The following is a 21,375-nucleotide window of genomic DNA, read 5'->3' as shown; positions in this document are numbered from 1 at the left end:
TTCTCTGTTCTTCGCCGTCACTTGCCGCTAGCTTCCTTCGCACCAGTGGGAGCGATTCCGTTCAGTCGACGCGTCCGTCACGACGCGCCCGAGCTGCAAGGAGTCGCTCATGCGACACCCCCCGCGTTCAGTTCTTTTAACCGTCACCGGTGCGGCCGCCCTCGTCGGGTCCGCGCTGGTGCCGGTGGTGTCGGCGTCCGGCGCGACACCCGCGTGCACCGTGCAGTACGCGGTCACCGGCCAGTGGGACACCGGCTTCCAGGGCTCCGTGACCATCACCAACAACCATGCCGCCGTCAGCAGTTGGAGCCTGACTTTCGACTTCGCGGGCGGCCAGAAGGTCACCGAGGGCTGGAACGCCAAGTGGTCCCAGGCCGGTACGACGGTCACCGCCGCGAACGAGAGCTGGAACGGCTCCCTCGGCACCGGCGCGAGCGTCAGCGCCGGCTTCCTCGGCTCCTGGTCGGGGAGCAACGCCGTACCGACGGCCTTCAAGCTCAACGGCACGACCTGCAACGTGGATCCGGAACCGACCCCGACTCCGACCCCGACCGAGCCGCCCGCCACCGGGTCGGCCCCGGCTCTGCACGTCTCCGGCAGCAGGCTCGTGGACGCCGCCGGCACGGCCCACCGTCTCCTCGGCGTGAACCGCTCCGGCGGCGAGTTCATGTGCGTGCAGGGCTACGGGATATGGGACGGGCCCGTGGACGACGCGGCGATCAAGGCGATCGCCGACTGGAAGGCCGACGCGGTCCGCATCCCGCTCAACGAGGAGTGCTGGCTGGGCCTGTCCGACATCAAGCCCGAGTACGCGGGCGCCAACTACATCGCCGCGGTCAAGGACCTGGTGGCCCGCGTCGAGTCGTACGGCATGACCCCGATCCTCGAGATGCACTGGTCCTACGGTCAGTACACCGGCAACTCGGCTGGCTGCTCCGACGTCCACGCCACCTGCCAGAAGCCGATGCCGGACGCCCAGTACGCGCCGTCCTTCTGGTCCTCGGTGGCCGGGACCTTCAAGGACGACCCAGCGGCCGTGTTCGACCTGTTCAACGAGCCGTACCCGGACCGGGCGACCTCGACGGCCACCCAGGCCTGGGAGTGCTGGCGGGACGGCGGCACCTGCTCGGGGATCGGCTACCAGGTGGCCGGCATGCAGGACCTGGTGGACGCGGTCCGGGGCGCCGGGGCCGGGAACGTCATCATGATCGGCGGGCTCGCCTACTCCAACGACCTCAGCCAGTGGCTGACGTACAGGCCCACCGACCCGGCCGGCAATCTCGTCGCCGCCTACCACGTCTACAACTTCAACACCTGCTCCACCGAGAGCTGCTGGAACTCCACCCTCGCCCCGGTCGCCGCCCAGGTACCGCTGGTCGCCGGGGAGATCGGTGAGGACACCTGCTCGCACGCCTTCGTCGACCAGGTCATGAAGTGGTTCGACGACCGCGGCCTCTCCTACCTGGGCTGGACCTGGAACACCTGGGACTGCTCCTCCGGGCCGTCCCTGATCTCCGACTACAACGGCACGCCGACCGCGTACGGCGCCGGGCTGCGCGACCACCTCCAGGCCGTCAACCCGTAGGCGCACTGCCGGAGAAGTCCCACCAGGAACCTCCACCGAAGAAGTCCCACCAGTGAAATCCCACCAGTGAAATCCCATTCAAGAAGAAGGAACCCGCACTCATGAGTCGTACCAGAACAGCGGTGTTCGCCGCCCTGGCGCTGGTCGCCGGGGTCTCGGGGCCGGCGGTCGCCGCGGCCCCGGCCGCCCAGGCGGCGATCTCCGCGATCCCCTGCACCGTCGACTACAAGATCCAGAACGACTGGGGCTCCGGCTTCACCGCGGCCGTCACCGTCACCAACAACTCCGCCGCGAAGTCGAGTTGGGCGGTGAAGTGGTCATACGCCGGCAACCAGAAGGTGAGCAGCTACTGGAACGCCAAGGTCAGCCAGAGCGGCACCGCGGTCACCGCGGGCAACGAGACGTACAACGGCACGCTGGCGACCGGCGGTTCGGTCAGCTTCGGGTTCAACGGGACCTACAGCGGGTCGAACGCGGTCCCGACCGCCTTCACGCTCGACGGCGTCACCTGCAATGTCGACGACGGCAGCAGCGGGGGCGGCGGAGGCGACGGAGGCGGCGGCACCGGCACCCGGGTCGACAACCCGTACTCCGGTGCCAAGGTGTACGTGAACCCGGAGTGGTCCGCGAAGGCCGCCGCCGAGACCGGTGGCAGCCGGATCTCCAGCCAGCCCACCGGCGTCTGGCTCGACCGCATCGCCGCGATCAACGGCGTGAACGGCGGCATGGGGCTGCGCGACCACCTGGACGCGGCCCTCGCGCAGAAGGGCAGCGGCGAGGAGGTCGTCCAGCTGGTCGTCTACGACCTGCCCGGGCGGGACTGCGCGGCCCTCGCGTCGAACGGCGAGCTCGGCCCGACGGAGATCGACAAGTACATGACGCAGTTCATCGACCCGATCGCCGCGATCCTCTCCGACAGCAAGTACGCCTCGCTGCGGATCGTCACGACGATCGAGATCGACTCGCTGCCCAACCTGGTCACCAACACCGGCAGCCGGGCCACCGCCACCGCCAACTGCGACACCATGCTCGCCAACGGCAACTACGTGAAGGGCGTCGGCTACGCGCTCGCCAAGCTCGGCGCGATCCCGAACGTCTACAACTACCTGGACGCCGGCCACCACGGCTGGCTCGGCTGGGACGACAACTTCGCCCCGGCGGCCAACGTGTTCAAGCAGGCGGCCACCAGTGAGGGCGCGACCGTCGACGACGTCCAGGGCTTCATCACCAACACGGCCAACTACAGCGCCCTGAAGGAGAACAACTTCACCGTCAACGACTCGGTGAACGGCACCTCCGTCCGCCAGTCCAAGTGGGTCGACTGGAACCGCTACGTCGACGAGCTGTCCTTCGCCCAGGCCTTCCGCACCGAACTGGTCTCGGTCGGCTTCAACTCGGGCATCGGCATGCTGATCGACACCTCCCGCAACGGGTGGGGCGGCAGCGCGCGGCCGGCCGGCCCCGGCCCGACGACCAGCGTGGACGCCTACGTCGACGGTGGCCGCTACGACCGCCGGATCCACGTCGGCAACTGGTGCAACCAGGCCGGAGCGGGCCTCGGTGAACGTCCGCAGGCCAGCCCGGCGGCCGGGATCGACGCCTACGTGTGGATGAAGCCGCCGGGTGAGTCCGACGGCTCCAGCTCCGCCATCCCCAATGACGAGGGCAAGGGCTTCGACCAGATGTGCGACCCGACGTACACGGGCAACGCGCGCAACGGCAACAGCATGTCCGGCGCCCTGCCGAACGCGCCGCTGTCCGGGCACTGGTTCTCCGCGCAGTTCCAGCAGCTGATGGCGAACGCGTATCCGCCGTTGTCATGACGGCCGGTTGAGCCGAGTCCATGGCTGTGGGCCGAGTGCGGCTGGTCGCGCAGTTCCTCCCTCAGCCTTCGGCCGGGGGTACCCCCAGCGCCCCTTCGGGGGCGCGGGACAGGCCTCGGCGGATGGCGATCTCCACCGGTGAGTAGTCCCCGTCCGGCCGCTCCAGTTCGTAGGGGGCGGCCGGCATCAGGGGTGGCTGGGCCATGAAGCGGGGGCGGGTGCCGTGGTGCGGCTGGGCCGCGTGCACCAGGAACGGGTGACAGAGGAAGACGTCACCGGGGCGGCCGGTGGCGTACGCGAGCGGGCGGTGCGCGGAGGCCTCGACCAGCCGAGGGGCGAGCTCCAGACCGGACACGCCGTCCTCCCCGTACGGCTCCAGCAGCTGGGGCACGTCGAGATGCGAGCCGATCCGGATCCGTGTCGGAGCGTCCTCCCGTGTGACCTCGCTGAACAGGAAGAGCATCAGCAGGGCCCGGTCCCGCGAGCGCAGATTGGCGAAGTACCAGCTCTCGCCCTCGGGAAGGTAGCTGCCCTCGATGTGCCAGCCCGCGTCGTCCGGCTCCTCGGCGTGCGGAAAGCGCAGCGGGAAAGTCCCGAGCGAATACCGCGGCGCCCATCGGCCCTCGCCCACCAGCAGGTCGAACGCCCGATGCAGGACGGGAGAGTTGACGGCCGCCGCGAACGGTCCCTGCGCCATCCCCGGCACCCACACCACCGGGTCCCGCCAGGTGCCGGGGTCCTCCGGGTCGTACCCCGTCTCCCGCCACAGCAGCCGGGCGCAGTCCTCGGCGACCCGTGGCGGGAAGGCACCCTCGATCTTCACGAAGCCGTCGGCAAGGAAGCGTTCCACGAGGTCGTCGTCCACCAGGCCATCGTGACCCGCCCGCCTTGCCGTTCGCATCCGGTTTTTTGCCGCATCGGCAACAGGGCTGGCACCCGGGCGGGGCGTCGTCGCACCCTGGCGGCATCCGGACGAGAGGCTGATCCCATGGCGCACGACCACGACCACGACCACGACCACGAGCACGACCACCGGCACCGGGGCACGCACACCCACACGCACGCCCACGCGCACACCGACATCGACTGGGCCGAGATGGCCGAACACCTGGAGTCCCAGGCGGAGCTCTTCGCGCCCCTGTACGACGACGTGCTGAGCTGGCTCGGCAAGGAGGTCACCGAGCCGGGGCTGATCGTCGACGCGGGCAGCGGGCCCGGGGTGGTGTCGTGCCTGTTCGCCGAGGCCTTCCCGGGCGCCCGGGTGCTGGCCGTGGACGGCAGCGCACCGCTCCTCGACCGGGCCCGCGCCCGCGCCGAGCGGCTGGGCGTCGCCGACCGCTTCGACGTACTCGCCGGTGAACTCCCGCGCGTGCTCGACCAGTTGGAATACCCGGCGGACCTCCTGTGGGCCGGGCACAGCCTGCACCACCTCGGTGACCAGCGGGCCGCGCTCACCGCCTTCGCCGAGCGGCTGGCCCCGGGCGGCACCCTGGCGATCCTGGAGGGCGGCCTGCCCAGCCGCTTCCTGCCCCGCGACATCGGCATCGGACGGCCCGGCCTCCAGGCACGGCTGGACGCGGTGCAGGAGGAGTGGTTCGAGCAGATGCGCACCGAACTGCCCGGCGCGGTCGCGGAGGCCGAGGACTGGCCGACGCTGCTGAACTCCGCGGGGCTCAAGCACACCCGCACCCGCAGCTTCCTGATCGACCTGCCCGCGCCGGCCTCCGACCGGGCCCGCGCCTACGCGACGGAGATCCTCTCCCGCTTCCGTGACACGGTCGGCGACGGTCTCGACGCCGACGACCGCGCCACCCTGGACCGCCTCCTCGACCCGGCCGACCCGGCGAGCGTCCACCGCAGGTCCGACGTGTTCGTCCTGGGCGCCCGCACGGTGCACACCGCGGTCCGGCCCCGGTAGCGGAACCCGGACGGCCCGGCACCGTGCGGTACCGGGCCGCTCGCCCACCCCGGGTCCTCGGCGGGCAGGGAGCCGCCTCGGTCAGTTGTTGGCCAGGAACTGTTTCGCCAGCTGGTCACCGAGGGAGACGGCAGCACTGTGGCTCTCGATGGGGGACACGGTGGAGTTCTTGAACAGGATGTAGGTCACGCCGGAGTCGGCACCGCCGGTCGCCGGGTCGGGGTCTATGCCGAGCGCCTTGGCGGTGGCGTACGACGCCTCACCGATGATCTTCGTGGGGCCGGTGTCGCCGACCACGGCGTACTCGACCTTGTTGTTGTAGATCACGGCCACCACGCCGCCGCCCTTGATGCCGGCGCCGGAGTAGTTCCAGATGCTGCTGGAACTCGGGACCACCACGTACGGCAGGGACTCGGCCTTGAGCGGCTTGCCGTCGGACTGGTGGAAGGCGGTGTCGTCCTGGTACCAGGGGTCGCGGTCCTCGTTGCAGTTGGTGGTGCGCTGGCCGTCGCAGTCGATGTCCATGTCGGCCTTCCAGAAGACCGCGCCGTTCTTGCCGCAGACGGGGACCGTGGCCGAGGTCTCGTCGTCGGTCCGGTACTTGCCGTTGGAGATCTGGGAACAGGACGTCACCTTGGCGAGCAGGTCGGCCGCGCTGACCGTGCCCTCCTGGGCGGACCTGGGGGTGGCGCCGGAGGCACTGGTGGGCAGCACACCGGCGGCGAGCAGTGCGGCCCCGGAGGCCGCGGCAAGGGTCAGTGTTCGGATGCGCACTGTGGGGGGTGCCCTTCTGTTAGGAAAGTTTCCTGACCGGGTGCCGTACAAGGTGGACCCGGCTGCATGTCCGCGTCAAGCCCTGGGTGTGAACTCGGCAAATTGTCGCGCATTGCGGTGATATGACCCGCGGGGAACACTGGTGGGGCGGAACATTCCGAATATTTACGCAGGAGCCGTGCGGGGGTGAGCGGTGGCTCCGGTGGCTCCTGGGAGGCGAGGGGTCATGTTCGTACGCGCGGTGTACGTGACCGGCGATCCGGCGAAGGTCGAGGCCGCGATCAGGGCGCTCAACAGCGAGGGGCGCGGTCTCCTGGAGGACCGTCCCGAGTACCGCGGCGCCGACGTCTTCGTCGACCGGGACCTGGGCAAACTGCTCGCGGTCAGCTGGTGGGGCTCCGAGGGGGCCCGGCGCAACAGCGACCAGGTGATGAGTGAGCGGCGCGGGCCGATGCTGGAGCCGTTCGCGGGTACCGTCGCGGTCCAGAACTACGAGGTGGCGGTCTTCCACTCGGTGCAGATGCCGAGGGCGGGCGGGGGTCTGCGCGCCACCAGGGTGGAGTTCGACCCGGCCGACACGGACCTGTTCGTCGAGACGTTCCGTTCCTCGGCCGTGCCCAGGCTCGAGGCGCTGCCCGGCTTCGCGCGGTGCGCCCTGTTCGTCGACCGGCGGTGGGGCCGGGGCATGGCCGGCTCGCTCTTCGTCGACCGGGCCTCGATGGCCGCCTCACGCGCCGCGCAGGCCGCCGCCCGGCACGCGGACGCCGCGAAGGCGCACGTGACCGTGGTCGGCCTGGAGGAGTTCGAGGTCGTCCACGCGGACGTACACCCCGACTGACGCACCCAGAAGGGGAGTTGGAGTCGCGCACGGTCCGGGAACGCGACGGTCCGGGAACGCGACGGTCCGGGAACGCGACGGTCCGGGAACGCGACGGTCCGGGAACGCGAACGGCCGCCCCGCCGGGTCGGTGGCGGGGCGGCCGGTGCGGTACGGGAGCCGGTCAGCTCATGTTGAAGGTGCCCGGGTCGGGGCCGATGCGGCGGTCCTCGTTGAGCGCGCTGATCGCCGCGAGGTCCTCGGTGTCCAGGCTGAAGTCGAACACCTGGATGTTCTCCTTGATCCGGGACGGCGTCACGGACTTCGGGATCACGACGTTGCCGAGCTGGATGTGCCAGCGCAGCACGACCTGGGCCGGGGTGCGGTTGTGCTTCTGCGCGATCGCGACGATCGCCGGCACCTCCAGCAGCCCCTTGCCCTGACCGAGCGGCGACCAGGCCTCGGTGGCGATGCCCTGCTCCTCGTGGAGCTCACGCGAGGCGTGCTGCTGGAGATGCGGGTGCAGCTCGATCTGGTTGACCGCGGGGATGACCGAGGTCTCGGCGATCAGCCGCTCCAGGTGCTCCGGAAGGAAGTTGGAGACGCCGATCGCCTTGACCCGGCCGTCGGCGTACAGCTTCTCGAACGCCTTGTAGGTGTCCAGGTACTTGTCCTGGGCCGGCAGCGGCCAGTGGATGAGGTACAGGTCCAGGTAGTCGAGACCCAGCTTGTCCAGGGACGCGTCGAACGCGCGGAGCGTGGCGTCGTATCCCTGGTCGGCGTTCCAGAGCTTGGTGGTGACGAAGATGTCCGCACGCGGAACGCCGGAGGCGGCGATCGCCTTGCCGGTGCCCTCTTCGTTGCCGTAGATCGCCGCTGTGTCGATGCTGCGGTACCCGGCCTCCAGCGCCGTGGCGACGGCCCGCTCGGCCTCGTCGTCCGGCACCTGCCACACGCCGAAGCCCAGCTGGGGCATCTCGACGCCGTTGTTGAGGATTTTCGGGGGGACCTTGCTGCTCACGAGCTCTCGATCCTTCGGTTGTCGACAGGTGGTACTCCCATCGTCAACGATCACGCGCCCTGATGCATTCCTGACCACGGAATCCGCCGGAACCGACCGCTGAGTCGGCCGTGCGGGCCGAGAATGGCCGGAAATGGATCCGACGTTACGGGTCCGGACCATTGACCGCGGCCCGTAGCTGCCGAGACTCTGGTTCGCGTCATCGGACGTATCGCTGAACCCGGTACAGGGATGTGAACAACCCTGTGGGTTTTCCGGCGAACCCCTGTGAACAGCAGTCTTCTCTCTGCGCTCTGAGACCCCCCAACCTCAGGAAAGCAGGTACACACCCGTGAACGAGACCGCCCGCGAGGGCCGGCAGTGGAACTACGGCCGCCCGCAGACATCCGATGAAAAGGTCCGGCGAAGCCCTGGTCGCCAGGTTGTGGAGACCGCCCGGTAAGTGACCGGACACCCCCTCGGCGCCCGCCGACCCGCACCATGTGCGCCGCCGTCACCGCCCCGCCGACCGCCGACCGCCGGCCCGACCGGCGCGGTCATCGCCCAGGTCTCGTCCGACTGATCAGTCGGTCAGCCGGATCGGGCGTCGGGGACGGGTGCGGAGGCGTTCCGGAAGGAGGATCATGAAACGCCTGCGAGCCGTCGCTCTCGCGGCCGTCGCGCTCACCACGGCCGCCCTCGCCGTGCTCCCCACGGCCGCCGCCCCGCCCGCCACCGCCGCCGCCCGCTCCGCCCCCGCCGTCGCGCCCCGACCGGCCGCCGCTCCCGACTGGTCCACCGCGGTCGTCGACTCCAGCATGGCCCGTTACACCCCGGCCACCATCGGCGGCTGGTCCTACCCGGTCGGCCTCTACCTCTACGGCCAGTACCTCACCTACCGGCGCACCCACGACCCCCGCTACCTCACCTACATCAAGAACTACGTCGACCGGTTCGTGAAGAGCGACGGCTCGATCGGCCAGTCCTTCAACAGCCTGGACAGCATGCAGGCGGGCCGTCTCCTGGTGATCCTGCACCACGAGACGGGCCAGGACCGCTACCGCAAGGCGGCCAAGAAGATCCGCGACCGCCTGGACGGCTACCCGCGCACCGGTGACGGCGGTTTCTGGCACGCCGACACCAGCAGCCGAGCCCATCAACTCTGGGCGGACGGCGTCTACATGGTGAACCCGTTCCTCGTCGAGTACGGCAAGGAATTCGGCGACAGCGCGTACACCGACGACGAGGCGGCCAAACAGCTTGCCGTCTACGGCGGCCACCTCCAGGTCGCGAACGGCCTGCTCAAACACGCCTACGACGAGTCGAAGAGCGCGAGTTGGGCGGATCCACAGACCGGCCTCGCCCCCGAGCACTGGTGCCGGGCCGTCGGCTGGTACGCGATGGCGATCGTCAACGTGCTGGACGCGATCCCGGCGAACCAGCCCCGGCGCCCGCAACTCCTGGGCATCTTCCAGAAGCTGGCGGCCGGCCTGGAGAAGTACCAGGACCCGGCGACCGGGCGCTGGTTCCAGGTGATCGACAAGGGCGGGCGCGGCGACGACTGGACCGAGACCTCCTGCTCCAGCATGTTCACCTACGCCCTCTCGCGCGGCGCCCAGCAGCACTACCTCGACCCGCACTACGCGGACGTCGCCCGCCGCGGCTACCGGGGCGTCCTCGCCGAGCTGTCCGTCGGCGCGGACGGCCGTACCGACCTCGCCGACATCTCGGTCGGCACCAACGTCGGCGACTACGCGTACTACGTCGCCCGTACCCGGGCCGTGAACGACTTCCACGGCCTCGGGGCTTTCCTGATCATGAACGAGCAACTGCGAGGTGATTCAGTGTCATGAGCACAACATCCAGGAGAGCGGTTCTGGGAGCCGCGCTAGCCGGAGCCGCCACGGCCGCCGTCGGGCTGCCCGCGACCACCGCACACGCGGCGTCCTGGCAGCTCAAGTGGCAGCCGTCGGCGAGCGCCGACGGTCTCGGCGCCTTCGAGACCGTCGAGGACGACCGCGCCGACTCCCACCCGGCCGGGCAGCCGCACATCTACGCCACGGGGAACAACTGGCGCTTCAACATGCACACGGTCGACCGCGACACCTCGACCGACCGCCAGCGCCAGGAGGTCACCGGCCTGCGCACGAGTTCCAGCAGCTACCTCAAGTGGAACGAGGGCCAGACCTGGCGGGTCACCTACTCGATGTACATCCCGAGCTCGCTCAAGGCGACCACCACCTTCACCCACATCATGCAGATGAAGCAGCCCGGCACCGGCACCTCGCCGATCGTCGTGCAGTCGCTCAGACGCGTGAACGGCAAGCAGACCATCGAGCTGAACCTCGCCACCGAGGGCGTCATCGTCGGCCGTGCCGACCTCGACCCGCTGCACGACAAGTGGACCGACGTCGACTTCCAGATCAAGGTCGGCAACGGGTCGGCGGGTTCGGTCCGCTGGATCCTCAAGTCAGGCGGCGCCACCGTGATCGACGTCTCGAAGTCCGGCGTGGACACCTTCCTGGCCGACCGGGTCCGCCCGAAGTGGGGCATCTACCGCTCTCTCGGCGACACCTCGGGCTCGCTGCAGGACACCTACCTCATGCTCACCAACCTCCGTGGCTACCAACAGGTGTGAGGAACCGTCACCATGAAACCCCCCACCGCTGAACGGCACAGTGCTGCCGCGATCGTCCTCTTCGTCCTCGCCGTCGTCCTCGGGCTCTCCCACCCCGCGGCCCTCGCCGCCCCACAGACCGCCGCACCACGCGCCGGCGCCGTCTACGACGTGCGTGACTACGGCGCCAAGGGTGACGGCTCCACCAACGACAGCCCGGCCATCGACAAGGCCATCACGGCCGCGAACTCCGCGGGCGGCGGCACCGTCCGCTTCACCGCCGGCACCTACAAGTCCAAGAACACCCTCCACATGAAGAGCCATGTGACGCTCCAGCTCGACAAGGGCGCCACCCTCCAGGGCTCCAGCGCGGACACCTACGACAAGGCCGAGTCCAACCCGTACGACGCCTACCAGGACTACGGCCACAGCCACTTCCACGACGCGATGATCTACGGCGACAAGCTCACCGACATCGGCTTCGTCGGCCAGGGCGTCGTCGACGGCGCGGGCAACCTCATCACCGGCAACCCGAAGACCGGTGAGGCCGACAAGATCATCTCGCTGACCCGGTGCGACGGCCTCCGGATCGGCGACGGACTCACCCTCCGTCGCGGCGGCCACTTCGCGGCCCTCATCAACGGCTGCACCAACGTGACGTCCGACCACCTGACCATCGACACCGCGAGCGACCGTGACGGCTGGAACGTCATCTCCACCACCAACGCCACGATCACCAACGCCCACATCGAGGCCAACGACGACGCGCTGGTCTTCAAGAGCGACTACGCCCTCGGCGCCAAACTGCCCAACGGGCATGTCCGGGTCGCCGATTCGGTGCTCGGTGCCAAGTGCTGCAACGCCCTGATGTTCGGCTCCGAGACCTGCGGCGACTTCTCGGACTACCGGTTCGAGAACATCCGGATCGACGGCGCCGACAAGTCCGGGCTCGGCATGGTCTCCATGGACGGCGCGAAGATCTCCGACGTCCACTACCGCGACATCACGATGACGAACGTGCACTCGCCGATCATGGAGAAGATCGGCACCCGGAAACGCTGCGGGAACAGCCCCGGTGTCGGATCGATCAGCGATGTCACGTACGACGACATCACCGCCACCGGCAACAGCCCGTCCTTCAGCCCGACGCTGTGGGGCGAGAGCGGCCACCGCATCAGCGGGGTCACCTTCGACAACGTCAATGTCACCGTCCCCGGCGGCAACGGCACCATGTCCACCGGAGTGCCGAGCAACGACCCGAAGGACTACAACCCCAAGGCCATCGGCACCCGGCCCGCCTACGGCTGGTACCTGCACGACGCCGACCACGTACAGTTCACCGACAGCAGCGTGAAGTTCGCCGCGAACGACGGCCGGCCCGCGCTGATCGCCAACGCGGTGAGCGACCTCCGCCTCACCCGCTTCACCGCCCAGAAGGGCAGCGGCTCCCCGTACGACGTCGGTCTCCAGGACGTCACAGCGGCCTGCGTGACGGACAGTCACAACACCTCGGGCGGCGCACTGCGGGTCTCCGGCGGCCAGGACTGTTCCGGTACGGCCGTGAAGCCGCTCGACCTGGAGAACCCGCGCCAGGACTTCCTCCGCGCCTCCGTCGGCGGCCTCTTCCTGCACTGGGGCCTGCGCACCGCGCCCGCCCACACCAGCTGCACCGCCTGGGAGAACGACGTCACCGCCGGCGGCTGGACCCCCGACTACTGGGTGAAGGAGGCCCAGAAACTGCACACCCAGTACCTGGTCCTCGCCACCTTCCACAGCCGCCTCGGCTACGCGCGCCCCTGGCCCTCGAAGATCCCCGGCTCCTGTGCCACCAAACGGGACTTCCTCGGCGAGCTGATCACCGCGGCCAAAGCCAAGGGGATGAAGGTCATCCTCTACATGACCAACGACCCGCAGTGGCACGACGAGGGCGGCCACGAGTGGCTGGACTCGGCCGCCTACTCCGCCTACAAGGGCAAGAACGTCGACCTGACCACCAACGACGGCTTCGGACAGTTCAGTTACGACAACTTCTTCGAGGTCATGGACCGCTACCCCGACCTCGGCGGCTTCTGGATCGACAACGACAACGCGTACTGGGAGAGCCACGACCTCTACCAGCAGATCTACGACAGGCGGCCGAACTACACGCTCAGCAACAACAACGAGGACACGCCGATCATGGACATGATCAGCAATGAGCAGAAGACGGGGATGACACCGGCCTACGACTACCCCCAGGCCGTCTACACCGCCCAACCGCGCCTCACCGAGGCCGACTTCAAGCTGCCCTCGACCGGCGCCTGGTGGTACGACGGCTCCGACCCGACCGTCGACAGGATGCTGACCCTCGGCCGCCTCGTCACCAACGCGGGCTCCTCGGTGAAGGCCCTGATGGCCGAGACCGCCCAGGTCAACGGCAAGTTCCCGGCCAACCAGGCCGCCTTCAACAACTTCGCCAACTCCTACCTCGACCCCATCTGGGAGTCCCTGGGTGCCACCGAGGGCGGCGGGTACATGTACGGCGGTCTCAAACCGGGCTTCTGGAACGACGGCGCCCACGGCGTGACGACGGTCGCCAAGGACGATCCGAACCGCCAGTACGTCCACGTCCTGACCCCGCCGTCCACCAGCACCCTGCGGATCCGCGACAACGGCTACCGCATCGCCTCGGTCACCGACCTCCGTACCGGCAAGGCGGTTTCGTGGTCGCAGTCCGGCGGCGTGCTCACCCTGACCGGGCTCGGCGGCTGGGATCCGTACGACACCGTCTTCAAGGTCACCACGGCCGGCCGCCAGGGCATTCTCTCCGGCGTCAAGGTGACCGCGAGCGCCGCCGCGAGCGGGCACGCCGGCTCGGCCGCCGGCGACGGCGACCACCTCACCTACTGGGACAACAACAAGACGCTGCCCGTGAACCTGACCTTCGACCTGGGCTCGGCCAAGAAGGTCCAGTACATCGGCGTCAACCAGCGCGAGGACTCGGTCGCCTACGCCCGTTCCGACACCGAGCAGTCGGCGCGCATCAAGGACTACAAGGTGTACGTCAGCAACGACGGCACCACCTGGGGGAGCGCGGTCAAGTCCGGGCAGTTGCCCAGCCGCCGCGGCATCCAGGGCATCGACCTCACCGCCGCCACCGCCCGCTACGTCCGCCTGGAGGTGGACTCCACCTGGGCCGCCTCGACCGACACCACCCGCTACCGGCGGCTGCGCGTCGACGAGGCGTGGATCGGCACCGCCTACGCCACACCCGTGAACGGAGGACGCCCGTGACCCGGACCAGAACCCTGACGGCGACGGCCGCCGCACTGCTGGCCGCGGCCGCGGTGCCGCTCGTGGGCACCGGCGGGCCGGCCGCCGCCTCCGACAACGGCCAGTCGCTGCGGCCCGCGATGGGCTGGAGCAGCTGGAGCTTCGTCCGCCGGTGGCCCACCCAGGCGAAGATCGAGGCACAGGCCGACGCGCTCGCCGCGAGCGGCCTGAAGGACCACGGCTTCGTCCAGGTCAACCTCGACGACTTCTGGCAGAAGTGCGACTCCAACGGCTTCACCGTCGACTCCTACGGCCGCTGGGCCGTCGACCCGGCCAAGTTCCCCGACGGCATCAAGGCCCTCGCCGACCACATCCACGCCGAGGGCCTGAAGTTCGGCTTCTACGTCACCCCTGGCATCGCCAAGAACGCCGTCACCAGGAACACCCCCATCGAGGGCACGTCGTACCACGCGCAGGACATCGCGGACACCTCGAAGACCGAGAAGAACTACAACTGCAAGAACATGTACTACATCGACTACTCCAAGCCGGGCGCCCAGGATTTCGTGAACTCCTGGGCGAAGCAGTTCGCCTCCTGGGGAGTCGACTACCTGAAGATCGACGGAGTGGGCAGCCAGGACGTCCCCGACGTCCAGGCCTGGTCCAAGGCGCTGCGTGCCACCGGCCGCCCCATCACCTTCGCCCTCTCCAACAACCTCGCCATCGCCGACGCCCCGACCTGGCGCCGGCTCGCCAACAGCTGGCGCACCCAGGGCGACGTCGAGTGCTACTGCGGCCCCGGCGACAACGGCAGCGGCTATCCGCTCACCGACTGGTCGCACGTCTCCGCCCGCTTCAACACGGCGGCGAACTGGCAGCAGTACGCCGGTCCCGGAGGCTGGAACGACCTGGACTCGCTGGAGATCGGCAACGGCGACCAGGTGGGGCTCACCGCCGACCAGCGCCGCTCCCACTTCACCCTGTGGGCGATGGCCGCCGCGCCCCTGCTGCTCGGCACCGACCTCACCCACCTCGACACCGTCGACAAGGCCATGCTCACCAACGACCGGCTGATCGGCGTCGACCAGGACGGGGTGGCCGCGAAGCGGATCGTGAACAGCGGCGTCAAACAGGTCTGGAGCAAGAAGGAGGCCGACGGCCAGTACGTCGTGGCCCTCTTCGACACCGGCACCTCGGGGAACGCCACGGTGAGCGTCGACTGGTCCCAGGTGGGCTTCTCCGGCTCCGGGGACGTCACCGACCTGTGGTCCGGCTCCCACAAGGGCACCGTCGCCGACACCTACAGCGCGACCCTGCGTCCGGGCGAGACCCGGCTGATCCGCGTCCGGCCGCTCGGCCCGGGAGGACCGTCATGACCCCCGGAACCCTGCTGGCCCGCGCCCTGCCACTGGCCCTCGCGGTCCCGCTGGTCACCCTGGCGCCGGGAACCGCCAGGGCGGCCACCGACTACCAGGCCGAGGACGCGACGATCTCCCAGGGCACCGTCGCCACCAACCACACCGGGTACACCGGCACCGGCTTCGTCGACTACACCAACGTCAAGGGTTCGTACGTGGAGTTCACGGTGAGCGCGGCCGCCGCCGGTACCTCCGCGCTCACCGTGCGCTTCGCCAACGGCACCGGCACCGACCGGCCGATGGACTTCTCCGTCAACGGCACGGTCGTCGCCTCCGGCGTCTCCTTCCCGGCCACCGCCGACTGGAACACCTGGGTGACGAAGTCGGTGAACGTCCCGCTGACCGGGGGCAGCAACAGGATCCGCGCCACCGCCACCACCGCGAACGGCGGCCCCAACCTGGACCGGATCAGCATCGGCACGGCGGCCGACACCCAGGCGCCCAGCCGCCCCGGCCGGCCCTCCTGTTCCGACATCGGCGAGGACGCGCTCACCCTCGCCTGGGGAGCGGCCACGGACAACGTGGGTGTGACGGCGTACGACCTCTACGAGCACGGCAACAAGATCGGTGAGGCGGCCGGGAGTTCGACCTCGAAGACCCTCACCGGGCTCACCCCGGACACCACCTACGACCTCACCGTCATCGCCCGCGACGCGGCCGGCAACACCTCGCCGGCCAGTCCCGCCGTCGACTGCACGACCAGGCCGAGCAGCGACGGCACACCGCCCACCACCCCCGGCATCCTGTCCGCGACCGGCATCACCGCGAACACGGCCGACCTCTCCTGGGGTGCGTCCACCGACGACCGGGCCGTCACCGCGTACGACATCCGCAGCGGGAGCACCGTCTACAAGACGGTCACCGACGGCACCGCCACCACCCTCACCGGCCTCGCCTGCGACAGCCCCTACACCCTGGACGTGGTCGCCAGGGACGCGGCCGGGAACGTCTCCCAGCCGAGCAACGCCGTCACCTTCACCACCAAGGCCTGCGCCGGCGACGGCGGTGTCCCGTCCTCCGTCACCACCCTCTCCACCGGCTGGACGATCCCCTGGGGCATCTACTGGATGCCCGACGGCAAGACCGCGCTGGTCACCGAGCGGGACGACTTCCGGGTCTGGAAGGTGACCAAGGACGGCACCCGGACCCAGGTCGGGACCGTCCCGAACGCCGTCACCACCAACGGCGAGGGCGGCCTGCTCGGCGTCGCCGTCGACCCCAAGTGGGAGACCGACCACTACGTCTACTTCATGCACACCGCGGACGAGGGCAACCGGGTCGTGCGCATGACCTACGACGGCACCGGGCTCAGCGACTACAAGATCCTGCTCCAGGGCATCAAGAAGAACCGCTACCACAACGGCGGCCGGCTCCTCTTCGGCCCCGACGGCTATCTCTACGTCTCCACCGGGGAGGCCCAGACGCCCGACCTGGCGCAGGACAAGAACTCCCTCAACGGCAAGATCCTGCGCATGACGACCGACGGGAAGCCGGCCCCCGGCAACCCGTTCGGCAACTACGTCTACAGCCTCGGCCACCGCAACCCGCAGGGCCTCGCCTTCGACCGCAACGGGCGCCTGTGGGAAGCCGAGTTCGGCAACAGCTCCAAGGACGAGCTGAACCTGATCAAGCCGGGCGCCAACTACGGCTGGCCGACCTGCGAGGGCACCTGCTCGGTCGCCGGGATGACCAACCCCAAGGCCACCTGGAACGTCTCCGAGGCCTCCCCGAGCGGCATCGCGATCGTCCGCAACGTCGTCTACATGGCCTCGTTGCGCGGCGAACGGCTCTGGCGCATTCCGATCAACGGCGACACCGAGAACGTCGGCACCCCGACGGCGTACTACGTCGGCACCTACGGACGCCTGCGGACTGTGACCAAAGTGCCGGGCGCCGACCAGCTGTGGCTGTCCACCACCAACTGCGACAACAACGGCAACGAGCCGGACGGATCCGACAAGATCTTCCGGGTCGGCATCGGGTGACGGGGCGTCAGGCCCGGTACAGGGCCTCGACCTCGTTGGCGTAGGCGTTCTCGATCGCCTTGCGCTTCAGCTTCAACGACGGGGTCAGCAAGCCGTGTTCCTCGGTGAACGGCTGCGCGAGGATACGGAACGTACGGATCGACTCGGCCTGCGAGACCAGGGTGTTGGCGGCCACCACCGCGCGCCGCACCTCGGTCTCCAGGTCGGCGTCGCGCACCAGCTGGGCCGCGGACATCTGGGGCTTGCCGCGCATGGTCAGCCAGTGCTCGACCGCCTCGGTGTCCAGGGTGACCAGGGCGGCGATGTAAGGGCGGTCGTTGCCGACGACGATGCACTGGTTGACCAGCGGATGATCCCGGACCCGCTCCTCCAGCACCCCGGGGGAGACGCTCTTGCCGCCGGAGGTCACCAGGATCTCCTTCTTGCGGCCGGTGATGGTCAGGTAGCCGTCCTCGTCGAGGGAGCCCAGGTCGCCGGTGGCCAGCCAGCCGTCGTGCAGGGTGGCGTCGGTGGCCTTCTGGTTGTTCAGATAGCCCTGGAAGACGTTGCCGCCCTTCAGCCAGATCTCGCCGTCGTCCGCGATGTGCACGGTGGTGCCGGGAATGGCCTGACCGACCGTGCCGTAGCGGGTGCGCTCGGGCGGGTTGGCGGTGGCGGCCGCCGTCGACTCGGTGAGGCCGTAACCCTCGTAGACGTGGACGCCCGCGCCGGCGAAGAACAGGCCCAGCCTGCGGTCCATCCCGGAGCCGCCGGACATGGCGTTGCGGATCCGGCCGCCCATCGCCGTCCGCACCTTGGCGTAGACCAGTTTGTCGAACAGCTGGTGCTGCATCCGCAGCCCCGCCGACGGTCCCGGACCGGTGCCCCAGGCCTTCGCCTCGACCGCGTCCGCGTACTTCACCGCGATCTCGACCGCCTTCTCGAACGGCCCGCCCTTGCCCTCCTTCTCCGCCTTCCGCCGCGCCGCGTTGAACACCTTCTCGAAGATGTACGGCACCGCCAGGATGAACGTCGGCCTGAACGCGGCCAGGTCGGGCAGCAGCGCGGCCGCGTGCAGCTGCGGCTGGTGGCCGAAGCGGACGCCGTGCCGGATCGCGGCCACCTCCACCATGCGGCCGAAGACGTGCGCGAGCGGCAGGAAGAGCAGGGTCGAGACCTCCTCGCCCTTCTTGGCGCGGAACACCGACTCCCAGCGGCCGACGACCGTGTCCGCCTCGAACATGAAGTTTCCGTGCGACAGCACACAGCCCTTCGGGCGGCCCGTGGTGCCCGAGGTGTAGATGATCGTGGCGACCGAGTCCGGGGTGACGGCCTGCCGGTGCCGGTGGACGATCTCGTCCTCCAGGTGCGCGCCCGCGTCGTACAGCTCCTGCACCGCGCCGGAGTCCAGCTGCCACAGCTGGCGCAGCTGCGGCAGCCGGTCGATGACCGTGGCGATCGTCATCGCGTGGTCCTCGTGCTCCACGATCGCGGCCGTGCACTCGGCGTCGTACAGCATCCAGAAGCACTGCTCGGCCGACGAGGTCGGGTAGACCGGCACCACCTGAGCGCCGATCGTCCACAGCGCGAAGTCGAACAGGGTCCACTCGTACCGGGTGCGGGACATGATCGCGACCCGGTCGCCGAACCGGATGCCACGCGCCAGCAGCCCCTTGGCGAGCGCCAGGACCTCGTCGCGGAACTCGGCGGAGGTCACGTCACGCCACTGCCCGAGCTCGTCCTTGCGGCCCAGGGCGACGTGGAGCGGGTCCGTCTGGGCATGCTCGAACACACAGTCGGCCAGTCCGCCGACCGGCGGTGCCGACGCCGACGGCGGGTTGGTGAACTCGCGCAAACCCCGCTCCCCGCTTCTCGCTCCACAGTGACGGTAGTGACGCTCCGCACAGCGCCGTGAAAGCTACCCCACCGGAAGACCGCGCGGGAGGGGGTGCGAAAACGAGCATTGCTCGCCTATCGTCGCGTCCCCGGCCAGAAAATACGCTCACATGCGGAAGGGTCGGACAGAAAACCTACGGTGCAGTAGGTATCGCCTCCGTAATCTCCACCGAATCTGTACGACCCGATTACCGCCCCCTTCCGGTTACCGGCCGGTCCGTCGCGGGGTGCTGAAGCGCTCTTTGCGGGGTGCTGAAGCGCTCTCTGAGGACAGCGCCGGGCCGCCCGATTCCGTCACTCCGTAGGGTGGCGGTACGGGGAGACGCGACGGGGGAGCGATGCTGGAACCGGAGTCCGACACGCTGGATCGCCTGGACATGGGGCTGCTGTCCGCGCTGGAGGTCGACGCCCGGGCACCCTTCAGCCGGATCGCCGCCGTGCTCGGTGTCTCCGACCAGACGATCGCCCGCCGCTACCGGCGGCTGTGCGCCGAGGCCGGCCTGCGGGTCGTCGCGGTCCGGGACGCCGAGCGGCTCGGCCAGGACCAGTGGATGCTCCGGCTGCGGTGCGCGCCGGACAGCGCCGCCGTCATCTCCGACGCGCTCGCCAGGCGCCCCGACACGGCCTGGATCGGGCTGGCCTCCGGCGGCACGGAGATCGTCTGCATGACCCGGCCCCGCCGCCCCGGCGACCACGACGAGCTGCTCCTCGGCAAACTGCCGCGCACCCCCAGCGTCGTGGAGATCCGGGCGCAACAGCTGCTGCACCGCTTCTACGGCGGACCGACCGGCTGGGTGCGGAAGTTCCGGGCACTCTCCGAGGAGCAGACGGCGGCGCTGCGGCCGGCGCTCCCGGAAGCCGGCGGTCCCGCCCGGCTGGAGCCCGAGGACGCGCCGTTGCTCGCCGCGCTGGAGCGGGACGGGCGGGCGACGTACCCGGAGTTGCAGCGGGCGACGGGGCGCTCGGAGTCGTCGGTGAAGCGCCGGCTGGCCGCGCTGCTCGCCTCCGGGGCGGTGTACATCGACGTCGAGTACCGGTCGGAGATGCTCGGTTTTCCCACGTCGGCGCTGCTGTGGATCACCACGGCGCCGTCGGCGATGCACTCCGTGGGCCAGGCGCTGGCCGCCCATGACGAGGTGGCGTTCGCCGCGGCCACGGCGGGGCCGTCGCATGTCGTGGTCACCGCCCTGTTCCGGGACACGGCCGATCTGTACCGGTACCTGAGCGGGCCGTTGGGGCGGCTGGAGGGGGTGCGGCATGTGGAGGCCATGCCGTTCTTGCGGAGGGTGAAGCAGCTGACGTACGCGGGGTCGTATTGAGAGTGCGGGTGCGAAGGGGCGCCCCCGGCCGGGGCGTCTGAACGGCTAGGGGCGTCTCAGGCGGGCTCCGCTGGCCAGGATCGCTGCCGCCAGGGCGTCTGCCGCCGTCTGCGCCGCTGTACGTCCGTGACTGTGCACCAGGACGAAGTCGACCTTGTCCAGCTCCGGCAGGCCCGCCCGGTCCGGGACGCGGAACAGGCCCGGTGGGATCAGGCCCCTCGAATGGGCCATCACCCCCAGGCCCGCCCGTGCCGCCGCGATCAGGCCGTTGAGGCTGCCGCTGGTGCAGACGATGCGCCAGTCGCGGCCCTGGCGCTCCAGCGCCTCCAGGGCCAGGGCGCGCGTGATGCCCGGCGGCGGGTAGACGATCAGCGGGACAGGGCGGTCGGGGTCCAGCCGCAGGCGTTCCGCGCCGATCCACACCAGGTCGTCGTGCCAGACCAGCTCGCCCAGCGGGTCCTCCGCGCGCCGCTTGGCCAGCACCAGGTCCAGCTTTCCGGCGGCCAGCTGCTCGTGCAGGGTGCCCGAGAGCTCCACCGTGAGCTCCAGGTCGACCTCGGGGTGGTCGTAGCGGAAGCCCTCCAGGATCTCCGGCAGCCGGGTCAGCACGAAGTCCTCCGACGCGCCGAAGCGGAGCCGGCCGCGCACCCGGGTGCCGGTGAAGAACGCCGCCGCCTGCTCGTGCACCTCCAGGATGCGGCGGGCGAAGCCGAGCATCGCCTCGCCGTCCTCGGTCAGCTCGACGGAGTGCGTGTCACGGGAGAACAGCTGGCGGCCGGCCGCGTCCTCCAGCCGGCGCACGTGCTGGCTGACCGTCGACTGACGCAGTCCCAGACGGCGGGCGGCCTGGGTGAAGCTGAGCGTCTGGGCCACCGCCAGAAAGGTCCGCAGGTGCGTGGGGTCGTACACTCGAACATGTTATCGCGGAACGTGATGGCAGTCAGAGTGGTATACCGGATTCCCGATCACCTGCCGGAGGAGGACGATGGAGG

At 69.6% G+C, this 21,375-nt stretch carries 15 protein-coding genes; 10 read left to right on the top strand and 5 right to left on the bottom strand.

Going from position 1 to position 21,375, the window contains the following annotated elements:
• Positions 1 to 109 precede the first annotated feature (109 nt).
• Complete coding sequence (locus MB828_RS01470) at positions 110 to 1,585, top strand: cellulose binding domain-containing protein (RefSeq protein WP_301646587.1); 1,476 nt, start codon at positions 110 to 112, stop codon at positions 1,583 to 1,585.
• Between the two features lie 101 nt (positions 1,586 to 1,686).
• Positions 1,687 to 3,408 (top strand): glycoside hydrolase family 6 protein, encoded by a 1,722-nt coding sequence (locus MB828_RS01465; protein ID WP_301646586.1) that lies wholly within the window; start codon positions 1,687 to 1,689, stop codon positions 3,406 to 3,408.
• A gap of 61 nt (positions 3,409 to 3,469) precedes the next feature.
• On the opposite strand, the gene MB828_RS01460 is transcribed toward MB828_RS01465, so the two are convergent.
• Entirely contained in the window at positions 3,470 to 4,309 is an 840-nt protein-coding gene (locus MB828_RS01460) for a phytanoyl-CoA dioxygenase family protein (RefSeq protein WP_301646585.1), read from the bottom strand.
• An 87-nt stretch (positions 4,310 to 4,396) separates the two neighbouring features.
• Between MB828_RS01460 and MB828_RS01455 the strand changes: the two genes are divergently transcribed.
• Positions 4,397 to 5,326: a class I SAM-dependent methyltransferase gene (locus tag MB828_RS01455; protein WP_301646584.1), complete on the top strand. Its 930-nt coding sequence runs from the start codon at positions 4,397 to 4,399 to the stop codon at positions 5,324 to 5,326.
• 81 nt (positions 5,327 to 5,407) lie between these two features.
• Here MB828_RS01455 and MB828_RS01450 read toward each other — a convergent pair whose 3' ends face one another.
• The gene (locus MB828_RS01450) at positions 5,408 to 6,100 is read right to left on the bottom strand and encodes a glycoside hydrolase family 75 protein (protein WP_301646583.1); all 693 of its coding nucleotides are present in this window, start codon (positions 6,098 to 6,100) and stop codon (positions 5,408 to 5,410) included.
• A gap of 226 nt (positions 6,101 to 6,326) precedes the next feature.
• Between MB828_RS01450 and MB828_RS01445 the strand changes: the two genes are divergently transcribed.
• Complete coding sequence (locus MB828_RS01445; protein WP_301646582.1) at positions 6,327 to 6,938, top strand: hypothetical protein; 612 nt, start codon at positions 6,327 to 6,329, stop codon at positions 6,936 to 6,938.
• A gap of 163 nt (positions 6,939 to 7,101) precedes the next feature.
• On the opposite strand, the gene MB828_RS01440 is transcribed toward MB828_RS01445, so the two are convergent.
• Positions 7,102 to 7,938, bottom strand: a complete 837-nt coding sequence (locus MB828_RS01440; protein ID WP_301646581.1) for an aldo/keto reductase — start codon at positions 7,936 to 7,938, stop codon at positions 7,102 to 7,104.
• A gap of 623 nt (positions 7,939 to 8,561) precedes the next feature.
• On the opposite strand from MB828_RS01440, the gene MB828_RS01435 reads away from it, so the two are divergent.
• Genes MB828_RS01435 through MB828_RS01415 form a run of 5 tightly spaced genes read left to right on the top strand, consistent with a single transcriptional unit; the run spans position 8,562 to position 17,189 of the window.
• Positions 8,562 to 9,770, top strand: coding sequence for a glycoside hydrolase family 88/105 protein (locus MB828_RS01435; RefSeq protein ID WP_301646580.1), 1,209 nt, complete (start codon positions 8,562 to 8,564; stop codon positions 9,768 to 9,770).
• A complete protein-coding gene (locus MB828_RS01430; protein ID WP_301646579.1) occupies positions 9,767 to 10,555 on the top strand; it encodes a heparin lyase I family protein in 789 nt (262 codons plus the stop codon). The genes MB828_RS01435 and MB828_RS01430 overlap by 4 nt, the downstream gene beginning before the upstream one ends.
• A 12-nt stretch (positions 10,556 to 10,567) precedes the next feature.
• Positions 10,568 to 13,807 (top strand): glycosyl hydrolase family 28 protein, encoded by a 3,240-nt coding sequence (locus tag MB828_RS01425; RefSeq protein WP_301646578.1) that lies wholly within the window; start codon positions 10,568 to 10,570, stop codon positions 13,805 to 13,807.
• Positions 13,804 to 15,162 (top strand): glycoside hydrolase family 27 protein, encoded by a 1,359-nt coding sequence (locus MB828_RS01420; protein WP_301646577.1) that lies wholly within the window; start codon positions 13,804 to 13,806, stop codon positions 15,160 to 15,162. Before MB828_RS01425 ends, MB828_RS01420 begins: the two co-directional genes overlap by 4 nt.
• A complete protein-coding gene (locus MB828_RS01415) occupies positions 15,159 to 17,189 on the top strand; it encodes a PQQ-dependent sugar dehydrogenase (protein ID WP_301646576.1) in 2,031 nt (676 codons plus the stop codon). Before MB828_RS01420 ends, MB828_RS01415 begins: the two co-directional genes overlap by 4 nt.
• Before the next feature lie 7 nt (positions 17,190 to 17,196).
• Here MB828_RS01415 and MB828_RS01410 read toward each other — a convergent pair whose 3' ends face one another.
• Positions 17,197 to 19,023, bottom strand: coding sequence for an AMP-dependent synthetase/ligase (locus MB828_RS01410; protein WP_301646575.1), 1,827 nt, complete (start codon positions 19,021 to 19,023; stop codon positions 17,197 to 17,199).
• Between the two features lie 379 nt (positions 19,024 to 19,402).
• Between MB828_RS01410 and MB828_RS01405 the strand changes: the two genes are divergently transcribed.
• Positions 19,403 to 20,383, top strand: coding sequence for an Lrp/AsnC family transcriptional regulator (locus MB828_RS01405; RefSeq protein WP_301646574.1), 981 nt, complete (start codon positions 19,403 to 19,405; stop codon positions 20,381 to 20,383).
• A 45-nt stretch (positions 20,384 to 20,428) separates the two neighbouring features.
• Here the strand turns inward: MB828_RS01405 and MB828_RS01400 are convergent, their stop codons facing one another.
• Positions 20,429 to 21,292 carry a LysR substrate-binding domain-containing protein gene (locus MB828_RS01400; RefSeq protein ID WP_133026190.1) on the bottom strand — a complete coding sequence of 288 codons (864 nt, stop codon included), beginning with the start codon at positions 21,290 to 21,292 and terminating at the stop codon, positions 20,429 to 20,431.
• Positions 21,293 to 21,375: the final 83 nt, after the last annotated feature.

Origin of the sequence: Streptomyces arenae (assembly GCF_022343545.1) — a bacterium.
Lineage (GTDB): Bacteria > Actinomycetota > Actinomycetes > Streptomycetales > Streptomycetaceae > Streptomyces > Streptomyces humi.
Note: the sequence above shows the minus strand (reverse complement) of the source record. Positions and strands in the feature narration are given on the sequence as shown.